The sequence below is a fragment of the Brevibacterium sp. UCMA 11754 genome (assembly GCF_021532275.1).
In the GTDB taxonomy this organism is placed as follows: Bacteria; Actinomycetota; Actinomycetes; order Actinomycetales; family Brevibacteriaceae; genus Brevibacterium.
Genome location: NZ_JACBOT010000021.1, coordinates 370,720 through 389,614, shown reverse-complemented (window position 1 = coordinate 389,614; position 18,895 = coordinate 370,720). Strand labels below are relative to the sequence as shown.

Here is an 18,895-nt window from a genome sequence, read left to right as displayed (position 1 = left end):
AGCTCTTCCTCAGAGGAAGACGCCCCACACCAGAACAGCGATGACGACGAGGAGGAACAGCAGCGACCACGGGCTCCCGAAGTTGAGCGACCATCCGATGCCGACGCGCTTCGGAACTAAGAACGAAGGGTCCCGGGGACAGAAGTAGAAGATTCCGAGCTTCCAGTTCGCATCATCATCGCGAAGCTGCTTCCTGCGTTCCTTGCTCACCGGGCTCATGCGTGTTCCCTTCTTCGCCGCGGACAGCTCGCTCGGGCGTCCCACTCGGAATAGTGCCATTGTTCCTTGCCGTCACGTTACACCTGTTGTCAGCGTCCAGCGAGGTCAGAAGAGCCTAGAACGTGCTCCGAGAATTTATTGGACATAACTGTCCAAAATACTCTAGGCTCGCACCATGGGCAGGAAGAAGAGCTTCGACGAGCAGACGGTGATCAAGGCAGCCATCGCTGTCTTCAGCGAGCACGGATACACCGGCACCGACGTCGGCCTGATCTGCGAACGTGCGAACATCGGCCGCTCGAGCTTCTACAACACCTTCGACAGCCTCGATGCCCTGTTCCTGCGGGCACTGCGCGAATACACAGGTTCCGGAACCTCGCTTCGTGAGGAGCTGCGCACAGGAACGGCACCGGCCCCGGCGATTATCATGCACCGCCTCGGCGGGGAACTGGCCAAACAGTGCGAGAACGATAAGCGGATCGGATGCCTGTCGGCCAACACCGCGGCCGAACTCGGACGCGAAGTCGACGCGGTGTGCACGATCCTCGATCCCGATCGCCGGGCCTGGCTGGAGGCTTACGGTATCGTCCTCGAGCGCGGAAAGGTCGAGGGTCATATCCGCCCTGATGTCGACACGAAAGTGCACTCGGAGCTCATCCACAGCGTGCTCGCCGGATTGAGGATCGCTGCTCGGGTCATGCCTGCTGACAACATCCAGGCTCAGGCGAGCGCGTTCATCGAAGCACTGTGCACACCCGAGGGAATCACAGCACTGCACAACCACTTGGCACCCCACACATACGACGGCAAAGCGCCCGGACACCTCATCTCTACCGAAGGCAGCGCACAGTGACGACTTCGACTCAGGCAAGAGTCCGTGTCCCGGCTCAGGTCTACCTCCTCGCAGCAGTGATCTTCTGCCTCGGCACCAGCGAGTTCATGATCGCCGGAATCCTCGAGCCCATCAGTGCGGATCTGAAGGTCAGCATTCCACAGGCTGGCCTGCTCATCACCGGATTCGCCGTGGGGATGATCGGCGGGGCACCGGCCATGGCGCTGCTGACGCTCAGGCTTCCGCGTCGGGCCACGATGATCATCTCGATCATTGCGTTCTCCGCACTGCACATCTTGGCCGCTCTGTCGCCGAGCTATTCGATCCTCATGGTCACCCGCGTCCTGGCGGCCATCGCCTGCGGAGGGTTCTGGGCAGTGGCCGCAGTCCATACGACCCGCATCGCCCCCGCCGAGGTGCATGGTCGTGCCCTGGCCAGCCTCGTCGGCGGACTGACCGTTGCCAACCTCGTGGGCGTCCCCCTGGGTACCTGGGTGGGCACGCAGTACGGATGGCGAGCGACCTTCTGGGCCGTCGCCATCGTCACCGCACTCGCCGCCGTCCTCATCGCGCTCACAGTGCGGAACCCGGCGGATGAAGACACCGGGTCAAGCCAGCATCTGCCCACTCTTCTCAAGGCCGAGATCGCAGCGTTCAAGGGTCCACGAATCTGGCTGGCACTGGCAACGACCGCGCTCTTCCAAGCCTCGGTCTTCGCCGCATTCTCCTATTTCTCGCCCCTGCTCACCCGGGTGGCGGGGATCTCCCACGACCAGGTCCCCGGAGTCCTGGCTGCCTTCGGCATCGGTGCCTTCATCGGAGTCGTCGTGGGCGGACGCTTCGCCGATAGGAACATCTTCGGCAACATCATCGGCAGCCTCGCGGCCCTGGCGCTGAGTCTCTTCGCTCTGTGGCTGGTGGCCGACACCGGTTGGGCGGCGATTGCCATGATCGTCCTCATCGGTGCCAGCGGCTTCTCGATTGCGGGGGCGCTCAATGCCCGGGTATTCCAGATCGCCACGCAGGCACCGACCTTGGCGGCCAGCGTGAATACCTCGGCGTTCAACGTCGGCAATGCCGTCGGGCCGGCCCTCGGCGCCGCAGTCATCGCATTCGGCTGGGGGTTCAAGGCTCCCGTCGTCGTCGCGATCGTCCTCGCACTGGCCTCCCTCGTCGTCGTCGCGGCTGCGATCCGAGTCGAACGGGTCTGGACCGCTCGCAGCGGTGTCGCGACGCCCGAAGAGCCCTCAGACGCTGTCGCCTGACGCCTCTGATTCGGAGTATTCCCGGAGCAGCTTCTGAAGCCGATCTGTCATGAAGCGGTAGTACGCCTCCATCTGTCCGATTCGGCGGCGCTGGACATTTGGCAACGTTCTGCCCTGATCCTGCACCGACTCCGCGAAATCCAGCAGTTGAGTCGTAGCCCGATACTGGTGGTTCAGGCAGCCGATCCACGCGTCTGACCTCCAGCGATAGACAAATTGCCGCTGTCCCGGTTCTTTGAACCGTTCGATCACGCCGTTGTCGATGAGCAACCTCGTAGTCTCTGAGACAGAGCCTTTGCTCGCATCGAGAGCGTCTTGGAGCTGGGCCATACTCAGCGGTGAGTCGCTGAGCATGAGAACGCCTGCCGTGCGACCTGCCATCGGGGGCCAGTTCATGGCCTCGCCGATCCGACGACTGAAACTCTCGATCAGCGACGCCTTCGCCTCCCGGTCATCTGTGTCTGCGAGCGCCGCCACTTCTAACTCCTTCATAACAATTCATTCTTCAATGAACGTTCACTATTGACTGAATGTTGTGATGTACGTCATTGTATTGGAAGAGCGGAACAGTCCGCCACCCACTCCCAAGCTACCCGTTCTCAAGGAAGATGTGACGTGAAAGAAGACAACTGGGACATCATCGTCATCGGCGCCGGCTCCGCCGGGGCGGCATTCGCGGTTCGATCGGCGGAGAAGGGGAAGCGCGTCCTCCTCATCGAAGCGGGGCAAGACTATCGGTCGGCAGAGATGCACGAGGCGTGGAGATCACCGAACCCTGCAGTCGCGATCATGGAGCCCGACGCCATAGCAGGAATGATGTGGACCGATCTCAACGCAACCCGCACCGATACTCAGCGCGAAGCAATCTACTGGAGAGGAAAGGGCGTGGGAGGAAGCTCATCGGTCAACGGGCAGATTGCGATCCGCCCGCCGCTCGAGGATTTCGACGAGTGGTCGAGGTCCGGGTGCGAGGGCTGGTCGGGTGCGGAGGTCCTGCCCTACTTCTCCAAACTCGAGAATGACGAAGACTTCGGCACCGCCGACTTTCACGGCGACTCCGGGCCCACTCCCATCTACCGCGCGCCGCGCAACAAGTGGGGCGCAGTGGACACGGCACTGGCCGACTCAGCTTTGGCCGCCGGCCACCCCTGGGCCGCCGATGTCAATGCACCGCAGGCGACAGGAGTCTCTCCCTACCCCATCAACTCTCATGATTCGCGCCGCGTCAGCGTCAACGACGCCTACCTCGAAGGCGCACGTGGGCTGCCGACTCTCACCATTCTCGGCGAGGCGACCGTCGACCGCATCCTCTTCGAGGACTCGCGCGCGGTCGGTGTCAGCCTGCTCACCGGGGAGAACTCCGAGACCCGGTATGCGGACACCGTCGTCCTCAGCGCCGGGGTCATCCACTCACCGACGATCCTCCTACGATCTGGCATCGGCCCACACCACCAGCTTGAGTCTCTGGGCATCGACGTCCTCGCCGACCTTCCCGTAGGACAGGGCCTGCAGGACCATGCGATGGCGTCTATCACTCTTCCGCTCAATGACTCCTCGGGCATCTCGTCACCGGACGATCGCCACACGAATGTGTGCGTGCGCTGGTCCAGCGGCCCAGAAGAGGGGACCGAGTTAGTCAGATACAACGATCTGATGTTCGTCTCGATGAACCAGAGCGTGATCTCCATGGCGACGGCGAACACGGGCGCCGAATACGGCGCCTTCGGGGTCTGGCTCAACCAGGCCGACTCCCGCGGCACGGTCACACTGACCTCGGCTGACCCTCACGCACAACCTGCGGTCGCAGAACGGATGCTCTCCGAGACTGGCGACCGTGCCCGGCTCCGTGCCGGTATCCGGGCCGCAGTGAAACTGCTCGAACAGGACGCGACGCAGGCCATCCTCGGAGGATCCGTGAAGGACTGCAATGAGGAGCTCTTCTCTGTCCTCGACGACGATGACGCACTGGATGCCCACCTGCTGGCCACTGTCGCCGATGCTCAGCACGGAACGAGTACCTGCCGCATGGGACGTGCCGATGATCCGACCACCGTCGTCGATTCCGACTGCCGAGTGCACGGGATCGAGAACCTCCACATCGTCGACGCATCGATCTTCCCCTCGGTGCCACGAGCCAACACGAACCTGGCATCGATCATGGTCGGCGAGCTGATGGCCGACCGCATCGACTGACCAGGGCACGGTCCGACTCCGACACAGCCACCGACCATTTCCGAACTTCAGAGGAGACGCGACAATTGTGAAGACACTGCAGAACTACATCGGCGGCACCTGGACCAACTCCCAGGACCCGAACCGATTGACGGTGATCAATCCATCGACCGAGGAGTCGGTCGCCGAATTCCCGCAAGGGGCGGCAGCCGACGTCGACCTGGCAGTCGCCTCGGCGAAGACAGCCCAATCCGCGTGGAGTGCGCTGACGGTCGAGGACCGCGTGGCACGGATCATCCGGTGGGCGGATCGGATTGAGGAACACACCGACGAACTGGCCGAACTCGAATGCCGCGAGATGGGCAAACCCGTGGGCATCGGCCGCAACTTCATCGCGGCCGGCGTTGGCGGGCTGAAGGCCTCCGCACGGGAGGCGCTGACATACGCATTCGACACCTCGACCGACGATCCCGACGGAGGTCGCACTCGAGTCATCCGCCAGCCGGTGGGCGTGGCCGCCGTCGTGACACCGTGGAACTTCCCCGTCACGATGGTTCTAGGTGCTCTCGGGCCCCTGCTTGCGGCCGGAAATACCGTAGTGATCAAACCCTCGGAACGCTCACCGCTGTCGACAGTGCGACTGTTCGAACTGCTCGACCTTCCCGACGGCGTCCTCAACCTCGTGCTCGGCGACGTCAACGCCGGTGAACCGTTAGCAGGCCACGACGACATCGACCTGGTCCACTTCACCGGTTCAGTGTCCGCCGGGAGGAAGGTCGGTGCCGCGTCAGGACAGGCACTGCACCGTGCGGTTCTCGAACTGGGTGGAAAGGATCCGGTCATCGTCGACGAAGACGTCGATGTTCGGGCGACCGCTGAGGCGGTGGCCTTCGGCTCGTTCGTCAATACGGGGCAGATCTGCACGTCGATGGAACGCATCTACGTGCATCAGGCCATTGCTGAAGAATTCGTCGTCGAGCTGGTCAAGGCTGCCGAAGCGTACGCCTTCGGGGATGGCCTGCAGGCGGACGTGATGATGGGGCCCCTGGTCGACGAGAGGCAGCGGCACGTCGTCGGTGACCAGGTGAGCGATGCCGTAGCGAAAGGTGCCACGGTGCGAACAGGAGGTGAAGTCCCCGACGGGCACGGGTTCTTCTATCCGGCAACTGTCATCACCGATGTCGACGCTTCGATGTCGGTCATGACCGAGGAGACCTTCGGTCCCATCGCTCCGGTCTCGGTCGTGTCCTCATTCGCCCAGGGGCTCGAACGTGCGTCGGAATCATCATTCGGACTGGCTGCGACGGTGTACTCGCGCAGTGCCGATCACATCGATCTGGCTGCCAGCATCCCCGCCGGCGTCGTGTGGGTCAATCAGTGGCAGGGCGGTAGCGGCGTGCGAACCTATGAGCCGGCCCGAGCCAGCGGCATGGGAGCCACCGGCACGACAGCTGCCTATGACTCAGCTACTCGACCATTCACGGTGCACATCGCCCCGGAGGGGTCTTGAGTCAACTCAGCCGACGACCGTCTGTCAGCCGTCCCCGGCCCGCTCGAACCGCAACAGGGTCATTCCGCCGGGAAACGCTCGAACCTCGGTATTCGTCCAGACCTCCGCGTTGAAGTAGGACTCAGAGCCCCACAGCGGCACACCCGTACCGAGGGTGACAGGACCGAGCTTGATGATGAGCTCATCGATCTCCGAACGCAGGCTCGAGGCCAGCGTTCCGCCGCCGACGAGCCAGATGTCCTTGCCCTGTTCACCCTTGAGATCGCGGATCCGTCCTACGGGATCATTGCCGACGATTTCGACAGCGGACTCCGGGTCGGCCTCGAGCGTCGAAGATACCACGAGGTGCCGCAGGTGCGGGTAGGCGTCGGACAGTCCTGCGGCCAGGCCGAGTTCGAAGGATCTGCGTCCCTCGATGACTGTGTCGAAGTGGTGTCCCGGGCCCGTAATGCCCATCGCGTCCCTGGCCGGTCCGGGCAGGGTTTCGGGATACTCGGTGCGAATGAATTCGATGTAGTCATCGGTGATGGGCCACCATCCGCTGGGGTCGCCGCCGTCCGGGCCGGCGATGAAGCCGTCGATTGAGAGTGCGACGAAGTACTTCAGTCTACGGTGCTGGGGCATCATTGCTCCTCGGCGTCTCTGAGACAGTTCGGCGATTCTGAATCAGTCTAGACCAGCGTCCCTGCGGGCTGGAGCTTCTCACGGGCGCCCTTCTGTCCCTCCTGACCCTCGCCCATCTCGACCTTCCAGGGCTTGACCCAAGTCATCGCCTCGGACACGAGGACTTCGCCGCAGGAGCTGCAGACTTCACCCTGGGTCGTCTCCTGCCCGCAGGTGTCGTGGATCATCGGCATGTGTGCGCCGCCGGTCGGCATCGTGGTGTGCTTCTCACCCCAGAGCGCGAGCTGCTGAAGGATCGGCAGCAGATCGGCGCCGGCCTCGGTGGCGGCGTAGCCCTGACGGGTGCGTGCCCCGTCCTGATAGTCGACTCTCTCCAACAGACCTGCCTCGACCATCGAGTGCAGACGTCTGCTGAGGACCGCCTCGGAGATCCGCAGACTCTCACGCAGTGTGTCGAAGCGACCGCGCCCGTGGAGCACGTCACGGACGATGAGCAGCACCCACGGATCGCCGAGCACGTCGAGGGAGCGCCCGACGGGGCAGAGCGCTTCGGACCAATCGGATCTCAACGCCATGGGCGTTACCTTTCTTCGTAAGAAGTCTGGTTATACTGCCTCCAGTCTAACTTCTTTCAAGAAAGTATGAGCGATCGATGTCGACCACTCCAATGGGTCCCCCTGGCGCCAAGACGAGCAAGCGTCACCGCATCCACCCCGCTTGGTGGGTGGCCGCCGTCGCGTTCCTCGCGCTGCTCGCCGCGGCAGGTTTCCGGGCAGCCCCGGGCGCGCTCATGATCCCGCTCCACAATGACTTCGGCTGGTCGATGAGCGTCATGTCCCTGGCGGTCAGCGTCAACCTCATTCTCTACGGGCTCACGGCCCCGTTCGCCGCTGCGCTCATGGACCGCTTCGGAATCCGCCAGATCGTAGCGCTTGCTCTCACCCTTGTCGCAGCAGGTGCTGGGGGCAGCGTGATCATGACCGCTTCGTGGCAGCTGCTCGTCTTCTGGGGGCTGCTCATCGGGCTGGGCACGGGGTCGATGGCCATGGTCTTCGCCGCAACCATCGCCAATCGATGGTTCATCCGCCGCCGAGGACTGGTCATGGGCATACTCACCGCCGGCTCGGCCACCGGCCAGCTGATCTTCCTGCCTCCTGTCGCCGCAATCGCGGAGTCGACCGGTTGGCGTCCAGCTTCTCTGCTCATCGCTGCGGCGGCCCTCGTGGCTGTGCCGGTCGTGTGGTTCGTCCTCCGCGACCATCCGGAGGACCGCGGTGTCCTGCCCTATGGCGCCGATCCCGAGACCTATGTGCCCGACGAGCGGCCCACAGGCGGAGCCACCAAACGTGCCTTCGCCGGCCTGGCCTTCGCTGCTCGACATCGATCGTTCTGGGCTCTGGCCGTTGCGTTCGCCATCTGCGGGGCGACGACCAACGGTCTCATCGGCATCCACTTCATCCCGTCCGCACACGACCACGGCATGCCGACGACCACAGCGGCAGGCCTGCTCGCGGTCGTCGGGATCTTCGACATCGCCGGAACCGTGTTCTCCGGGTGGCTGACCGACAAATTCGACCCGCGCATCCTCCTGCTCGCCTACTACACCTTCCGCGGCGTCGGGCTCCTGCTCTTGCCCTGGCTGCTTTCGGACATCGTGCATCCGTCCATGGTGCTCTTCATCGTCATCTACGGCCTCGACTGGGTCGCGACCGTTCCGCCCACCTCGGCGCTGTGCCGTGAGGCCTTCGGCGATCGAGGCACGATCGTCTTCGGCTGGGTCTTTGCAGCGCACCAGCTCGGCGCCGCGGCTGCCGCCTTCGGCGCCGGCGTCATCCGCGATGTCTTCGGCGAATACACGTACGCCTGGTGGGGCGGGGCCATGATGTGCGCGGTCGCTGCCGCCCTGTCATTCGCGGTCAGACGCAATCGACAGGCACGTGAGAGGACAGTCATCCCCGCCGAGGCGGCTGCTCAGGTGACAACGCCGACCGAGGACTGAGCCACACCCGTTTCATGCGAAGACGGGTCCCCACAGTTCGACGCGATTGCCCTCTTGTCTCACGATGGAGAGGGAATTGCCGGGCCTTTCCGCGTGTTGTCATACTTAGGTGAATCTATCCACGAGAGGACGTCCTATGAGCAAGTTCGCAGTGACAAACGCCAACACCGGTGAGGTCGAGGAAGAGTTCGCTTCCGTCACGAAGGAAGAGATCCCCGGTTACATCGATCGTGCCCACGAGGCTCACCTTTCGTGGAAGGAGACGCCGCTCCATGAGCGCGCGACGATCCTCCGGAAGTTCGCCGACCTCGTCGATGCCAATGCCGACGAGATGACCGACATCATCGGCCGCGAGATGGGCAAGGTCAAGAAGCAGGGCCTCGGCGAGGTGGACAAGGTCGCTCGCACGGCACGTTGGATGGCCGACAACGCCGCCACCCATCTGGCCCCCACACACCTCGCAGCAGCGGGTGCGGCCAGCAGCTATGTCCGCCACCAGCCGCTGGGCGTTCTGCTGGGCATCATGCCGTGGAACTTCCCCTATAACCAGATCGCCCGCTTCGTGCTGCCCAACCTCATGGTCGGCAACGCGATCATCATGAAGCAGGCCTCGATCTGCCCGAAGTCCTCGCAGTACTTCGAAGATCTCCTCACCGAGGCGGGCCTGCCCAAGGGCGTGTACCAGAACATCTACCTCGACAGCTCCCACGCCGAGGAGGTCCTCAAGGACTTCCGCGTCAAGGGCTTCTCCCTCACCGGTTCCGAGGGCGCGGGGGCCTCCGTGGCCGCCATCGCGGCCAAGTACTACAAGCGTGCCGTCCTCGAACTCGGCGGCAACGACCCCGCGGTCGTCCTCGATTCGAAGGACGTGCCGGCTGTGGCCAAGAAGCTCGTGGGCCTGCGCCTGGCGAATGCCGGTCAGGTCTGCACCTCGCCGAAGCGCATGATCGTCGTCGACGATCTCTACGACGAGTTCCTCGCCGAGGCCGTCAAGGCCGCGGAAGCCACCAAGGTCTCAACCTTCGACGACCCCGACGTCGGCATGGGCCCGGTCTCATCCGAAGGTGCTCGCGATGACATCGTGGCCATGATCGACAAGGCCGTGTCCGACGGAGCCACGCTGCACACCGGCGGCAAGAAGCTCGACCGTCCGGGTTGGTTCATGTCACCGGCCGTGATCTCCGACATCGATCCGAAGTCGGACCTCGGCTGCAATGAGCTCTTCGGTCCCGCGGTCATGGTCTACCGGGCCAAGGACGAAGAGGATGCGCTGCGTCTGGCCAATGACACCGAATACGGGCTCATGAGCTCGGTGTGGACCGATGACCTCGAGAAGGGCGAGCGCTTCGCTGCCAAGGTCAACGCCGGCATGACGCTCATCAACTCCCACATGGAATCGGGACCGGAATACCCGTTCGGCGGCATCAACCGCTCGGGCTACGGCCGCGAGAACGCTCAGTGGGCTTTCCAGGCGTTCACGAACGAACACCTGATCCGCGTTCACGCCTGAGACTGAGACACCAGGCCTGAGCTCCAGGCCTTTGTTTTCGGCTCAGACACACGGATAAGAGCACAGACGAAGATCCCGCCGACAGCGTCCATATCGCTGTCGGCGGGATCTTCTTTTACGAGTGCTGTCTCAATAGCTTCTCGAGTGGAGGTAAGGGGACTCGAACCCCTAACCCCCTGCTTGCAAAGCAGGTGCGCTACCAATTGCGCCATACCCCCGGAGTACAGGCCGATATTACCCGCTCAGACGCTGACTGCGCAATCGGAGACAAGAGCGAGGGTCTGCTGCTCACGCGGACTTCAGCCGCATCACTACGCGCCTCGCGCCTCCCACCTCGGAATCGGTGTCGGCGACCTTCGTGAATCCCTCCTCTAGACGGCATCGAGCCTCGAGGATGCTCTGCCGCCGAGCCGATAGGTCAGACACCAGCAGGCGATGGCATCGGGTCCGCGTTTGGGCCCGAGCATCGTCTCCACGTCATCGAAGCTCTCTGCTGCGGCGGGGAGGATCTGAGCGTCCATGAGCCCCTCCTGATTCCGAACTGTGTCGGACACACTACTCCCGCACGCCCGACGTGACTACGGTGCCGAGTCTCATCGGCCCAGAGCTCCGCGCACGGAGCAGTCTAAGTCTGAGCCACCTCGGAGTGCAGAGCAGTGACCAGAGGCTCCAGCTCCGGCACTTCGCCGGCATCGGCCAGCGCCGCTTCGAGAACCCGATCATGCGTCGGGCGGGCGGCGGCGAACAGTTTCCATCCGGACTCGGTGAGTTCGGTGTAGATTCCCCGACGGTCGTCATCGCAGAGGATCCTCGTCAGGAGTCCGCGGTCCTCAAGACGGGTGACGAGCCGTGTCGTAGCGCTGCTCGACAGGGCTGCCGCGCGGGCCAGCTGCCGCATCCGCATGTGCCAGCCGTCCTGCCGGCTGAGTGCGTCCAGAACCGTGTATTCGACGACCGAGAGCTGATGCTCGCGCTGCAGAGAGCGCTCCAGCTCGGTCTCGATCAATGCGTGCAGAGCAGCCAGAGTACGCCAGCCGCGAGACCGGATCTCGACTGCGTCATCTCTGATGCCCATGTGTCTCTCCTTCAGATCGTCTTCACTACAGAATACACCACTTGCGCGGATAGAACGCGTGTGCAAGTATTTATACCGTTGCGTTTGCAACTACTGCATACGCCTTCTATTGTACACGCGCCAAGGTGGTCCACCGTCTTGGTGCGAAGGGAGATACACACCATGCCACTCGCACTTCTCGCTCTCGCCATCGGCGGGTTCGGAATCGGACTCACGGAGTTCGTCATCATGGGCCTGCTGCCCGAGGTGTCCGCCGACTTCGGGGTCTCCGAGACCGTCGCCGGCTATCTGATCTCGGGATATGCCCTCGCTGTCGCCGTCGGCGCCATCCTCATCACGGTGGCTCTGACCCGTGTGAACCGCAAGGTCGCACTCGTCGTGCTCATGGTTCTGTTCATCATCGGCAATGTCCTCTCCGCTCTCGCACCGAGCTACGACATGATGATGATCGGTCGAATCGTCGCCGCACTCTGCCACGGTGCCTTCTTCGGAATCGGCTCCGTTGTCGCCGCCGGGCTCGTTGGACCAAATCGCCAAGCGGCTGCGATTTCAATGATGTTCGCTGGTCTCACCAGTGCCAACGTTCTCGGCGTGCCTCTGGGCACATTCCTCGGTCAAGCCGCTGGCTGGCGATCGACATTCTGGGTGATCTCCATCATCGGGGTCATCGCGCTCGTCGGCATCGTCCTTCTCATCCCGGCGACCGCTGCACAGGCGAACGGCACCGGCAGCATCCTCGGCGAGTTCCGCATCTTCCGGTCCGGGCAGGTATGGGCATCGATTCTCATCACGATCCTCGGCTACGGGGGGATGTTCGGCGCCTTCAGCTATATGGCCTTCACGCTGACGGGGGTCTCCGGATTTGTCAGCTCATCGGTGCCCTGGCTTCTCGTCCTCTTCGGAGTCGGACTGTTCATCGGCAACTTCCTCGGGGGACGGGCCGCAGACAAGAGCCTCGGGGCCACGCTGATCACCCTGCTCATCGGACTCGTCATCATCCTCGCTGTGTTCTCCCAGGTCGCCGGAAGCCAGATCGCCACGATCATCGCACTGGTATTCATGGGCGCTTTCGGCTTCGCCACAGTGCCGGCAATGCAGATGCGCATCATGCGTCACTCCGAAGAGGCACAGACGCTGGGATCGGGTGCCAACATCGCAGCCTTCAACGTGGGCAACGCCTTCGGTGCCTGGATCGGCGGAATCACCATCGCCGCCGGCCTCGGCTACGCATCTCCGCTGTGGGCAGGGTCTCTGGTCACAGCCGTCGGCCTCGTCGTTCTCGTCATCGCCGGTTTCAGTCGGGGCGGAGAGCTGCGTCGCAGTTCAACCGCGCCGGATGCCGGGCAGCAAGCAGCAGACGGGGAGCCGCACACCGTGACCGCGCAGAATGTGACCGCGCAGACAGGGCAGTCCGTCTGACCTCGCCCCGGTCCGCAACGCGATGCGGCCCAGGTCTGCTGGGCCCTGACGGGTCAGCACACCTGGGCCGCATCGAACCTCAGATCAGATCATTCGGCTACTGTTTCCGCAGCCGAGTCGACCACCTCGGCGTGGGACTCTTCCTGGTCTTCAGGCTTCTTGATGAAGAACGAGAGCACCACGGGCACCAGAGCGATGATTGCGGCCAGCAGGAACGCATTGTGCGCTCCCGGCGCACCCGACTCCGCAACGGAGCGTCCTGCGGCCTCGCCCGAGTGCAGCGCGGAGGAGTAGATCGAGATGAGAAGCGCGGTTCCGGCCGCTCCTGCCACCTGCTGCATGGTGTTGAGCGCAGCGGATCCATGCGAGTACAGCTTACGCTCGAGCGATCCCAGGGAGGCGGAGAACAGGGGCGTGAACGACCCGGCCAGTCCCAACGACATCACGGTCTGGATGACGACGAGGACCCAGGTCGGAGTACCCACGCCGACCAAGGAGTACGCGAACATCGATGCAGCGATCATGATCGATCCCGGCACCAGAAGGGTCCTGGGGCCTCGTGCGTCGTAGATGCGGCCCATGACGGGTGCAAGGACACCCATGAGGATCGATCCCGGCAGCAGGACGAGACCCGACTGGGTGGCGTTGAGCCCGGCAACGTTCTGCAGGTACAGCGGAAGCAGGGAGAAGGTGCCGAACATAGCCAGTGCGACGACGGCCATGATGATGACCGCGATGACATAGTTCTTCGCGGAGAAGACGCGCAGGTCGAGCAGCGCCCGATCCTCCTTCTGCAACATCAGCTGTCGCCAGGCGAACAGAGCCAGGAAGACGAGACCGGCGGCGATCGCAGTCCACGCGAAACCGGTTGAAGAGCTTCCTCCCGCATCGCCGCCATGTCCTCCGCCGAACTGGCTGAGGCCGAAGACGATACCGCCGAAGGCGAAGACGGAGAGAACGACGGAGACGTAGTCGATCGGTGCATGGGTGACCTCACCCAGGTTCGTCATCCACTTCGCGCCGAGGCCGAGTGCGATGAGCGCGATCGGCAGGACGATGGCGAACAGCCAGCGCCATCCCAGAGAGTCGAGCACGATGCCCGACATCGTCGGACCGATTGCCGGTGCGAGTGAGATGACGAGGCCGACTCGGCCCATCATGCGACCGCGAGAGTGCGCTGGGACGACATTCATCATCGTCGTCATCAGCAGGGGCATCATGATTCCGGTGCCCGCTGCCTGGACGACACGTCCGACGAGCAGGACGGTGAATCCGGGAGCCACGAGGCAGATCAGGGTGCCCGAGGAGAACAGGATCATCGCCGCCAGGAAGATCTGGCGGGTGCTGAAGCGCTGCAGGAGGAATCCGGTCGTCGGAATGACGACGGCCATGGTGAGCATGAACGCACTGGTCAGCCACTGTCCAAGCTCTGGCGGGATCCCAAGCGAAGCGTTGAGCTCCGGGATTGCAATGGCCATCGTCGTTTCGTTGAGGATCGCGACGAAGGCGGCCACCAAGAGCAGCCAGATCACCCGCATCCCGGCAGGATCGATGGATTCAGCCTGTGCGTCGTTCGCACGTGAGTGGGAGGTGTCGCTGGACAAAGGGGTGCTCCGATCAAAGGTTCTGTCATCGCCCGGACTGGGCGGGAAACTGCTCACAGCCGCCAACTGTGCGTGCAGACAAAAGGGTCAACGAGGATACACTCCAGCTTATTCCGTCGGTTCCGAATTGTCGGTGGGGAAAACCCCAATCTGACAATATCGTGATTCAACTCTCTTATGGCTGTCGATGCCTGTCAGCAGAACTACAACGGCGAGCGGACCCTCCATACCTAAGACGGTGAGATCGACGCATAACTGGGATGCGATAGATGGGATGGGTGCTGAACTACAACGGCGAGCGGACCCTCCATACCTAAGACGGTGAGATCGACGCATAACTGGGATGCGATAGATGGGATGGGTGCTGAACTACAACGGCGAGCGGACCCTCCATACCTAAGACGGTGAGATCGACGCATAACTGGGATGCGATAGATGGGATGGGTGCTGAACTTTCGGCCGAACGTGGAACTCGCTGCCAAAGGTACTCAAACGTCTGTTTCCCGAGGTCGAACTCGGCAACGATCCATGGCTCTCGCTGTTACAGGCAAACGGACGGATCGAACTCGGCAGGGCCGGCATCTGAACAGAGTGGAAATGGCATCCGGCTCCATTCTGCTCACTGCCCGTCGTCATCGCCGCAGAGATACAACGAAGGCTCCGAACCACAATGGTTCGAAGCCTTCGTTCGTTGGTGGAGGTAAGGGGACTCGAACCCCTAACCCCCTGCTTGCAAAGCAGGTGCGCTACCAATTGCGCCATACCCCCAGAAGGGATTCACCTTCACACCGAGTCGGTGTGTCCGGACCATTCGGCTTGGGCACTTTGATTCTTGTGCCGCCACCCGAAGAATGCACCGAGCCCCACAAGAGTGAGACTGCTGAGAATCCATTTCTTCATGATCCTCCTCGAAAGGATGTGGGCCTACCTGGACTTGAACCAGGGACCTCTTCGTTATCAGCGAAGCGCTCTAACCGCCTGAGCTATAGGCCCTTTTCAGGGGGTGAACCCGAAGTAAAACGATACCCAACGGCTCATTCCAACACAAATCGGCTGACAGTGACTCGCCTCACACGACCTCATCATACTCTGAGATCGCCCCCTGAACCGCCTGACAGCGGCTCGGAATTCCCGAGCTGGGATTCCGAGCCACCGTCGGGTTCTGGAGGCGGGGTGGGGCAGATGAGCCCCCCAAAAGCAGGCTGCGGCCGGTGTCAGCCGTCAGGTCTCAGTCGTCGGTCAGCGTCAGATGGAATCCACCCGCGATGAGGGATCCGATGTTGTAGATGAACGCAGCCAAAGTCGACAGGGCAGTCATCAGCACGATGTTGATGACCGCGATGATGAAGCCGGCTGCCACGACTCGGCCGAATCCGAAGATTCCGACGATCTTCTCGGCCGATTCTGCGCCCGCAACTTCGGAAATCGTCGATTCCAGGCCGCTCATGACGCCGGTGGCCTGGAGGACGACCCAGAGCACGACGAAAGCCACGATGGTGGCGATGCCGATGGCCACGGACATGAGGAACGACATCTTCATGACCGACCATGGGTCCACCGCCGACACGGTGAGGCGAACCGTACGCGGGCCCTTCTTCTTCTTATTGCCCTTGCCGCTGTCGACCATGTTCTTGACGCCCATTTTCACGCTGCCGGAGCTGGCGCGAACGGTGTTGGCCGCTGATCCCATCGCCGAGGTGGCAGGGCCGCTTCCGGACGAGGCCTTCTGTGACCCGGCTGCCTGGCTCGAAGGAGCTGAGCCGCCTGCAGCAGTTCCGGACGAGGACTGCCCGGCCGCAGCCGAACCTCCTGAGGACTGTCCGGCCGAAGGAGCACGGTTGGGCTTCGGCGAGGCTTTGGGGGCAGGAGGAGCCACCACCCGGGTCTTATCGGATGGCTTGCCCGAATTCCCGGAGTTGCCCGAACCTGCCGAGTTTCCGGAGCCGGCCGAAGGATCAGCCTTCTCCTCATTCTTCGACGATCCTGCCGTCAAGCGGGTGGAACCACCGGACGTGCGTATGATCTTGCCTGAGCCTGGCTGTTTGTTGTCGCTCACTCTTCCACATCCTCGCTGCCGGTCTGAGGCTCTACGTCCTCACCCTCCGGTTCCTCAGCTTCTTCGTCAAGTTCTTCGACCACGGTCTCGGGTCCACGCGTTACTGCGATAATACGATCATTCTTGCCCGGTTTCGCGAACACCACACCCATCGTGTTGCGTCCCTTAGCCGGAACTTCATCGATATTCGACCGAACGATCTTACCGCGCTCCATGACGACGAGGACCTCTTCTCCCTCATCGACGATCAGTCCACCCACCAAGTCTCCGCGCTGCTCCGTGATCTTGGCAACCCGAATTCCCAGGCCGCCGCGGCCCTGCAGACGGTATTCGTCGACCGGAGTCCGCTTCGCATAGCCGCCCTCAGTCACGACGAAGACGAAGGTGTCGGGCTGGATGACATCCATGGTCAGCAGCTCGTCATCACCCTTGAACTTCATTCCTGTCACACCGCCGGTGACTCGTCCCAGTGGGCGAATCGAGTCGTCGTCGGCTGCGAACCGGATCGACATTCCCTTGCGGGAGATCATCAGGAGGTGGTCCTCGGAGCTGACGATCCGGGCCGAGACCAGCTCATCCGGCTGACCCTTGTACTCACGGAGGTTGATCGCGATGACGCCGCCTGTGCGGTTCGAGTCGTACTCACTCAGACGGGTCTTCTTCACGACACCGGACATCGTGGCCAGGATGAGGAAGTCAGCCTCTTCGTAGTCTCGGATGGAGAGCACCTTGGCGATCGTCTCACCCGGCTGCAGAGCAAGCAGGTTCGCCACGTGCTGGCCCTTGGCATCCCGTGATCCTTCTGGCAGCTCATAGGCCTTGGCCCGGTATACGCGACCAGTGTTCGTGAAGAACAGCAGCCAGTTGTGTGTGGAGGTGACGAAGAACTGCTCGACGACATCGTCTCCGCGCAGGTTTGCACCCTTGATGCCCTTTCCACCACGGTGCTGTGCCCGGTACAGGTGGTTCTGGGTGCGCTTGGCATATCCGCCGCGGGTGATGGTGACGACGACCTCTTCCTCAGGAATCAGGTCTTCCATCGACACATCTCCGTCGAATCCGGCCAGGATCTTGGTCCGGCGGTCGTCACCGTAGCGATCGACGATCTCGTCGAGTTCTTCCGAGACGATCTCACGCTGGCGGGCAGGAGTCGCGAGAATGTATTTGAACTCAGCGATCTGCTGTTCGATCTTCTCGGCCTCTTCCTGGATTTTCAGGCGTTCCAGGGCAGCGAGGCGGCGCAGCTGCAGATCGAGAATGGCATTGGCTTGAATCTCATCGACCTCGAGGAGCTCCATCAGACCTGTACGAGCTTCGTCTGATGAAGGTGAACGACGGATCAGAGCAATGACCTCGTCGAGGGCATCGAGGGCCTTGAGGTAGCCGCGCAGGATATGCGCGCGCTCCTCGGCCTTGCGCAGACGGAATTCGGTGCGCCGGACGATGACTTCGATCTGGTGCTTGACCCACAGGCGCAGGAACGAGTCCAGGCTGAGGGTGCGCGGCACGCTGTCGACGATCGCCAGCATGTTCGCAGAGAAGTTCTCCTGCAGCGAGGTGTGCTTGTAGAGGTTGTTGAGCACGACCTTCGCCACCGCATCGCGCTTGAGCACGATGACCAGACGCTGTCCGGTGCGTCCCGATGACTCGTCACGGAGGTCTGCGATTCCGGCGACCTTGCCGTCCTTGACGTAGGAGGCGATCTTCGCGGCCAGGGTGTCGGGGTTGACCATGTGCGGCAGCTCCGTGACGACCAAGCAGGTCCGTCCCTGGATCTCCTCAACCTCGACGACAGCGCGCTGTGTGATCGAACCGCGGCCGGTGCGGTACATGTCCTCGATGCCCTTGCGACCCAGGATCGTCGCGGCCATCGGGAAGTCGGGTCCCTTGACGATGCCGAGCAGCGCCTCCAGTGCCTCTTCCTTGCTGACTTCGGGGTGAGCGAGAAGCCACTGAGCTCCGGCGGCGACCTCACGAAGGTTGTGCGGCGGGATGTTCGTGGCCATTCCCACGGCGATACCAGAGGATCCGTTGACCAGGAGGTTCGGGAACCGCGAGGGCAGAACCGTCGGTTCCTGGTTGCGACCGTCGTAGTTGTCCTGGAAGTCGACAGTGCCCTCTTCGATGTCCCTGACCATCTCAAGGGCCAGAGGAGCCATCTTGCACTCGGTGTAACGAGGCGCGGCAGCACCGTCATCTCCTGGTGACCCGAAGTTGCCCTGTCCGGCGACGAGCGGGTAGCGCATCGTCCACGGCTGCACGAGGCGGACCATCGCATCGTAGATCGCAGAATCGCCGTGCGGGTGGTATTGGCCCATGACGTCGCCGACGACGCGTGAGCACTTCGAGAAGTTGCGGTCCGGGCGGTAGCCGCCGTCGAACATCGCGTACAGCACGCGCCGGTGGACGGGTTTGAGTCCATCGCGGACATCCGGCAGGGCACGGCCGACGATCACGCTCATCGCGTAGTCGAGGTACGACCTCTGCATCTCCAGATTGAGATCAACCTGTTCGACACGGTTGATTTCGGTTCCGATATCGTTTTCGTCAGCCAATGTGGGCTCTTCCCTTGTGTCTTAACCCGCGCAGCACGGCGGTGAGTGAATTCGT

The 18,895-nt window shown here is 62.6% G+C and carries 16 protein-coding genes and 3 tRNA genes; 7 read left to right on the top strand and 12 right to left on the bottom strand.

Features of this window, described 5'->3' with window-relative positions; all coding sequences use genetic code 11:
• Window positions 1-9: 9 nt before the first annotated feature.
• The gene (locus HX613_RS10755) at window positions 10-279 is read right to left on the bottom strand and encodes a DUF5808 domain-containing protein (protein ID WP_235345313.1); all 270 of its coding nucleotides are present in this window, start codon (window positions 277-279) and stop codon (window positions 10-12) included.
• 115 nt (window positions 280-394) lie between these two features.
• Between HX613_RS10755 and HX613_RS10750 the strand changes: the two genes are divergently transcribed.
• Both HX613_RS10750 and HX613_RS10745 read left to right on the top strand, forming a co-directional pair.
• Complete coding sequence (locus HX613_RS10750; protein WP_235345312.1) at window positions 395-1,072, top strand: TetR/AcrR family transcriptional regulator; 678 nt, start codon at window positions 395-397, stop codon at window positions 1,070-1,072.
• Complete coding sequence (locus HX613_RS10745) at window positions 1,069-2,316, top strand: Cmx/CmrA family chloramphenicol efflux MFS transporter (RefSeq protein WP_235345311.1); 1,248 nt, start codon at window positions 1,069-1,071, stop codon at window positions 2,314-2,316. Before HX613_RS10750 ends, HX613_RS10745 begins: the two co-directional genes overlap by 4 nt.
• On the opposite strand, the gene HX613_RS10740 is transcribed toward HX613_RS10745, so the two are convergent.
• Window positions 2,299-2,586 carry a hypothetical protein gene (locus HX613_RS10740; RefSeq protein ID WP_235345310.1) on the bottom strand — a complete coding sequence of 96 codons (288 nt, stop codon included), beginning with the start codon at window positions 2,584-2,586 and terminating at the stop codon, window positions 2,299-2,301. The genes HX613_RS10745 and HX613_RS10740 overlap by 18 nt on opposite strands.
• Window positions 2,587-2,931: 345 nt before the next feature.
• Here HX613_RS10740 and HX613_RS10735 point away from each other — a divergent pair, with 345 nt between their 5' ends.
• Window positions 2,932-4,509 (top strand): GMC family oxidoreductase, encoded by a 1,578-nt coding sequence (locus HX613_RS10735; RefSeq protein ID WP_235345309.1) that lies wholly within the window; start codon window positions 2,932-2,934, stop codon window positions 4,507-4,509.
• 67 nt (window positions 4,510-4,576) lie between these two features.
• Window positions 4,577-5,998 (top strand): aldehyde dehydrogenase family protein, encoded by a 1,422-nt coding sequence (locus tag HX613_RS10730; RefSeq protein WP_235345308.1) that lies wholly within the window; start codon window positions 4,577-4,579, stop codon window positions 5,996-5,998.
• Between the two features lie 24 nt (window positions 5,999-6,022).
• On the opposite strand, the gene HX613_RS10725 is transcribed toward HX613_RS10730, so the two are convergent.
• Both HX613_RS10725 and HX613_RS10720 read right to left on the bottom strand, forming a co-directional pair.
• A complete protein-coding gene (locus tag HX613_RS10725) occupies window positions 6,023-6,625 on the bottom strand; it encodes a dihydrofolate reductase family protein (protein ID WP_235345307.1) in 603 nt (200 codons plus the stop codon).
• Between the two features lie 44 nt (window positions 6,626-6,669).
• A complete protein-coding gene (locus tag HX613_RS10720; protein WP_235345306.1) occupies window positions 6,670-7,197 on the bottom strand; it encodes a winged helix-turn-helix transcriptional regulator in 528 nt (175 codons plus the stop codon).
• A gap of 77 nt (window positions 7,198-7,274) precedes the next feature.
• Here HX613_RS10720 and HX613_RS10715 point away from each other — a divergent pair, with 77 nt between their 5' ends.
• The gene (locus tag HX613_RS10715; RefSeq protein ID WP_235345305.1) at window positions 7,275-8,621 is read left to right on the top strand and encodes an MFS transporter; all 1,347 of its coding nucleotides are present in this window, start codon (window positions 7,275-7,277) and stop codon (window positions 8,619-8,621) included.
• A 136-nt stretch (window positions 8,622-8,757) separates the two neighbouring features.
• Window positions 8,758-10,131 carry an NAD-dependent succinate-semialdehyde dehydrogenase gene (locus tag HX613_RS10710; RefSeq protein WP_235345304.1) on the top strand — a complete coding sequence of 458 codons (1,374 nt, stop codon included), beginning with the start codon at window positions 8,758-8,760 and terminating at the stop codon, window positions 10,129-10,131.
• Window positions 10,132-10,276: 145 nt separating this feature from the next.
• Here HX613_RS10710 and HX613_RS10705 read toward each other — a convergent pair.
• The 3 genes from HX613_RS10705 to HX613_RS10695 form a co-directional block, all read right to left on the bottom strand.
• Window positions 10,277-10,349 (bottom strand) — tRNA-Ala (locus HX613_RS10705).
• A gap of 153 nt (window positions 10,350-10,502) precedes the next feature.
• Window positions 10,503-10,652 (bottom strand): hypothetical protein, encoded by a 150-nt coding sequence (locus HX613_RS10700; RefSeq protein WP_235345303.1) that lies wholly within the window; start codon window positions 10,650-10,652, stop codon window positions 10,503-10,505.
• Window positions 10,653-10,756: 104 nt separating this feature from the next.
• The gene (locus HX613_RS10695) at window positions 10,757-11,206 is read right to left on the bottom strand and encodes a MarR family winged helix-turn-helix transcriptional regulator (protein ID WP_235345302.1); all 450 of its coding nucleotides are present in this window, start codon (window positions 11,204-11,206) and stop codon (window positions 10,757-10,759) included.
• 162 nt (window positions 11,207-11,368) lie between these two features.
• Between HX613_RS10695 and HX613_RS10690 the strand changes: the two genes are divergently transcribed.
• Entirely contained in the window at window positions 11,369-12,625 is a 1,257-nt protein-coding gene (locus tag HX613_RS10690) for an MFS transporter (protein ID WP_235345301.1), read from the top strand.
• 89 nt (window positions 12,626-12,714) lie between these two features.
• Here HX613_RS10690 and HX613_RS10685 read toward each other — a convergent pair whose 3' ends face one another.
• From HX613_RS10685 to gyrA, 5 genes are all read right to left on the bottom strand, one after another.
• Complete coding sequence (locus HX613_RS10685) at window positions 12,715-14,163, bottom strand: MDR family MFS transporter (RefSeq protein WP_235345384.1); 1,449 nt, start codon at window positions 14,161-14,163, stop codon at window positions 12,715-12,717.
• Between the two features lie 758 nt (window positions 14,164-14,921).
• A tRNA-Ala gene (locus tag HX613_RS10680) sits at window positions 14,922-14,997 on the bottom strand.
• 151 nt (window positions 14,998-15,148) lie between these two features.
• Window positions 15,149-15,222 (bottom strand) — tRNA-Ile (locus HX613_RS10675).
• Window positions 15,223-15,457: 235 nt separating this feature from the next.
• Window positions 15,458-16,285: a DUF3566 domain-containing protein gene (locus tag HX613_RS22655; protein ID WP_235345300.1), complete on the bottom strand. Its 828-nt coding sequence runs from the start codon at window positions 16,283-16,285 to the stop codon at window positions 15,458-15,460.
• Window positions 16,282-18,840 carry a DNA gyrase subunit A gene (gene gyrA, locus HX613_RS10665; protein WP_143922748.1) on the bottom strand — a complete coding sequence of 853 codons (2,559 nt, stop codon included), beginning with the start codon at window positions 18,838-18,840 and terminating at the stop codon, window positions 16,282-16,284. The genes HX613_RS22655 and gyrA overlap by 4 nt, the downstream gene beginning before the upstream one ends.
• Window positions 18,841-18,895 lie beyond the last annotated feature (55 nt).

What these genes read in the sequence shown, in the direction of transcription:
- HX613_RS10755 (WP_235345313.1), bottom strand. Translation starts at nt 279, where the DNA reads ATGGCACTATTCCGAGTGGGACGCCCGAGCGAGCTGTCCGCGGCGAAG.
- HX613_RS10750 (WP_235345312.1), top strand. Translation starts at nt 395, where the DNA reads ATGGGCAGGAAGAAGAGCTTCGACGAGCAGACGGTGATCAAGGCAGCC.
- HX613_RS10725 (WP_235345307.1), bottom strand. Translation starts at nt 6,625, where the DNA reads ATGATGCCCCAGCACCGTAGACTGAAGTACTTCGTCGCACTCTCAATC.
- HX613_RS10720 (WP_235345306.1), bottom strand. Translation starts at nt 7,197, where the DNA reads ATGGCGTTGAGATCCGATTGGTCCGAAGCGCTCTGCCCCGTCGGGCGC.
- HX613_RS10715 (WP_235345305.1), top strand. Translation starts at nt 7,275, where the DNA reads ATGTCGACCACTCCAATGGGTCCCCCTGGCGCCAAGACGAGCAAGCGT.
- HX613_RS10710 (WP_235345304.1), top strand. Translation starts at nt 8,758, where the DNA reads ATGAGCAAGTTCGCAGTGACAAACGCCAACACCGGTGAGGTCGAGGAA.
- HX613_RS10700 (WP_235345303.1), bottom strand. Translation starts at nt 10,652, where the DNA reads ATGGACGCTCAGATCCTCCCCGCCGCAGCAGAGAGCTTCGATGACGTG.
- HX613_RS10695 (WP_235345302.1), bottom strand. Translation starts at nt 11,206, where the DNA reads ATGGGCATCAGAGATGACGCAGTCGAGATCCGGTCTCGCGGCTGGCGT.
- HX613_RS10690 (WP_235345301.1), top strand. Translation starts at nt 11,369, where the DNA reads ATGCCACTCGCACTTCTCGCTCTCGCCATCGGCGGGTTCGGAATCGGA.
- HX613_RS10685 (WP_235345384.1), bottom strand. Translation starts at nt 14,163, where the DNA reads ATGCGGGTGATCTGGCTGCTCTTGGTGGCCGCCTTCGTCGCGATCCTC.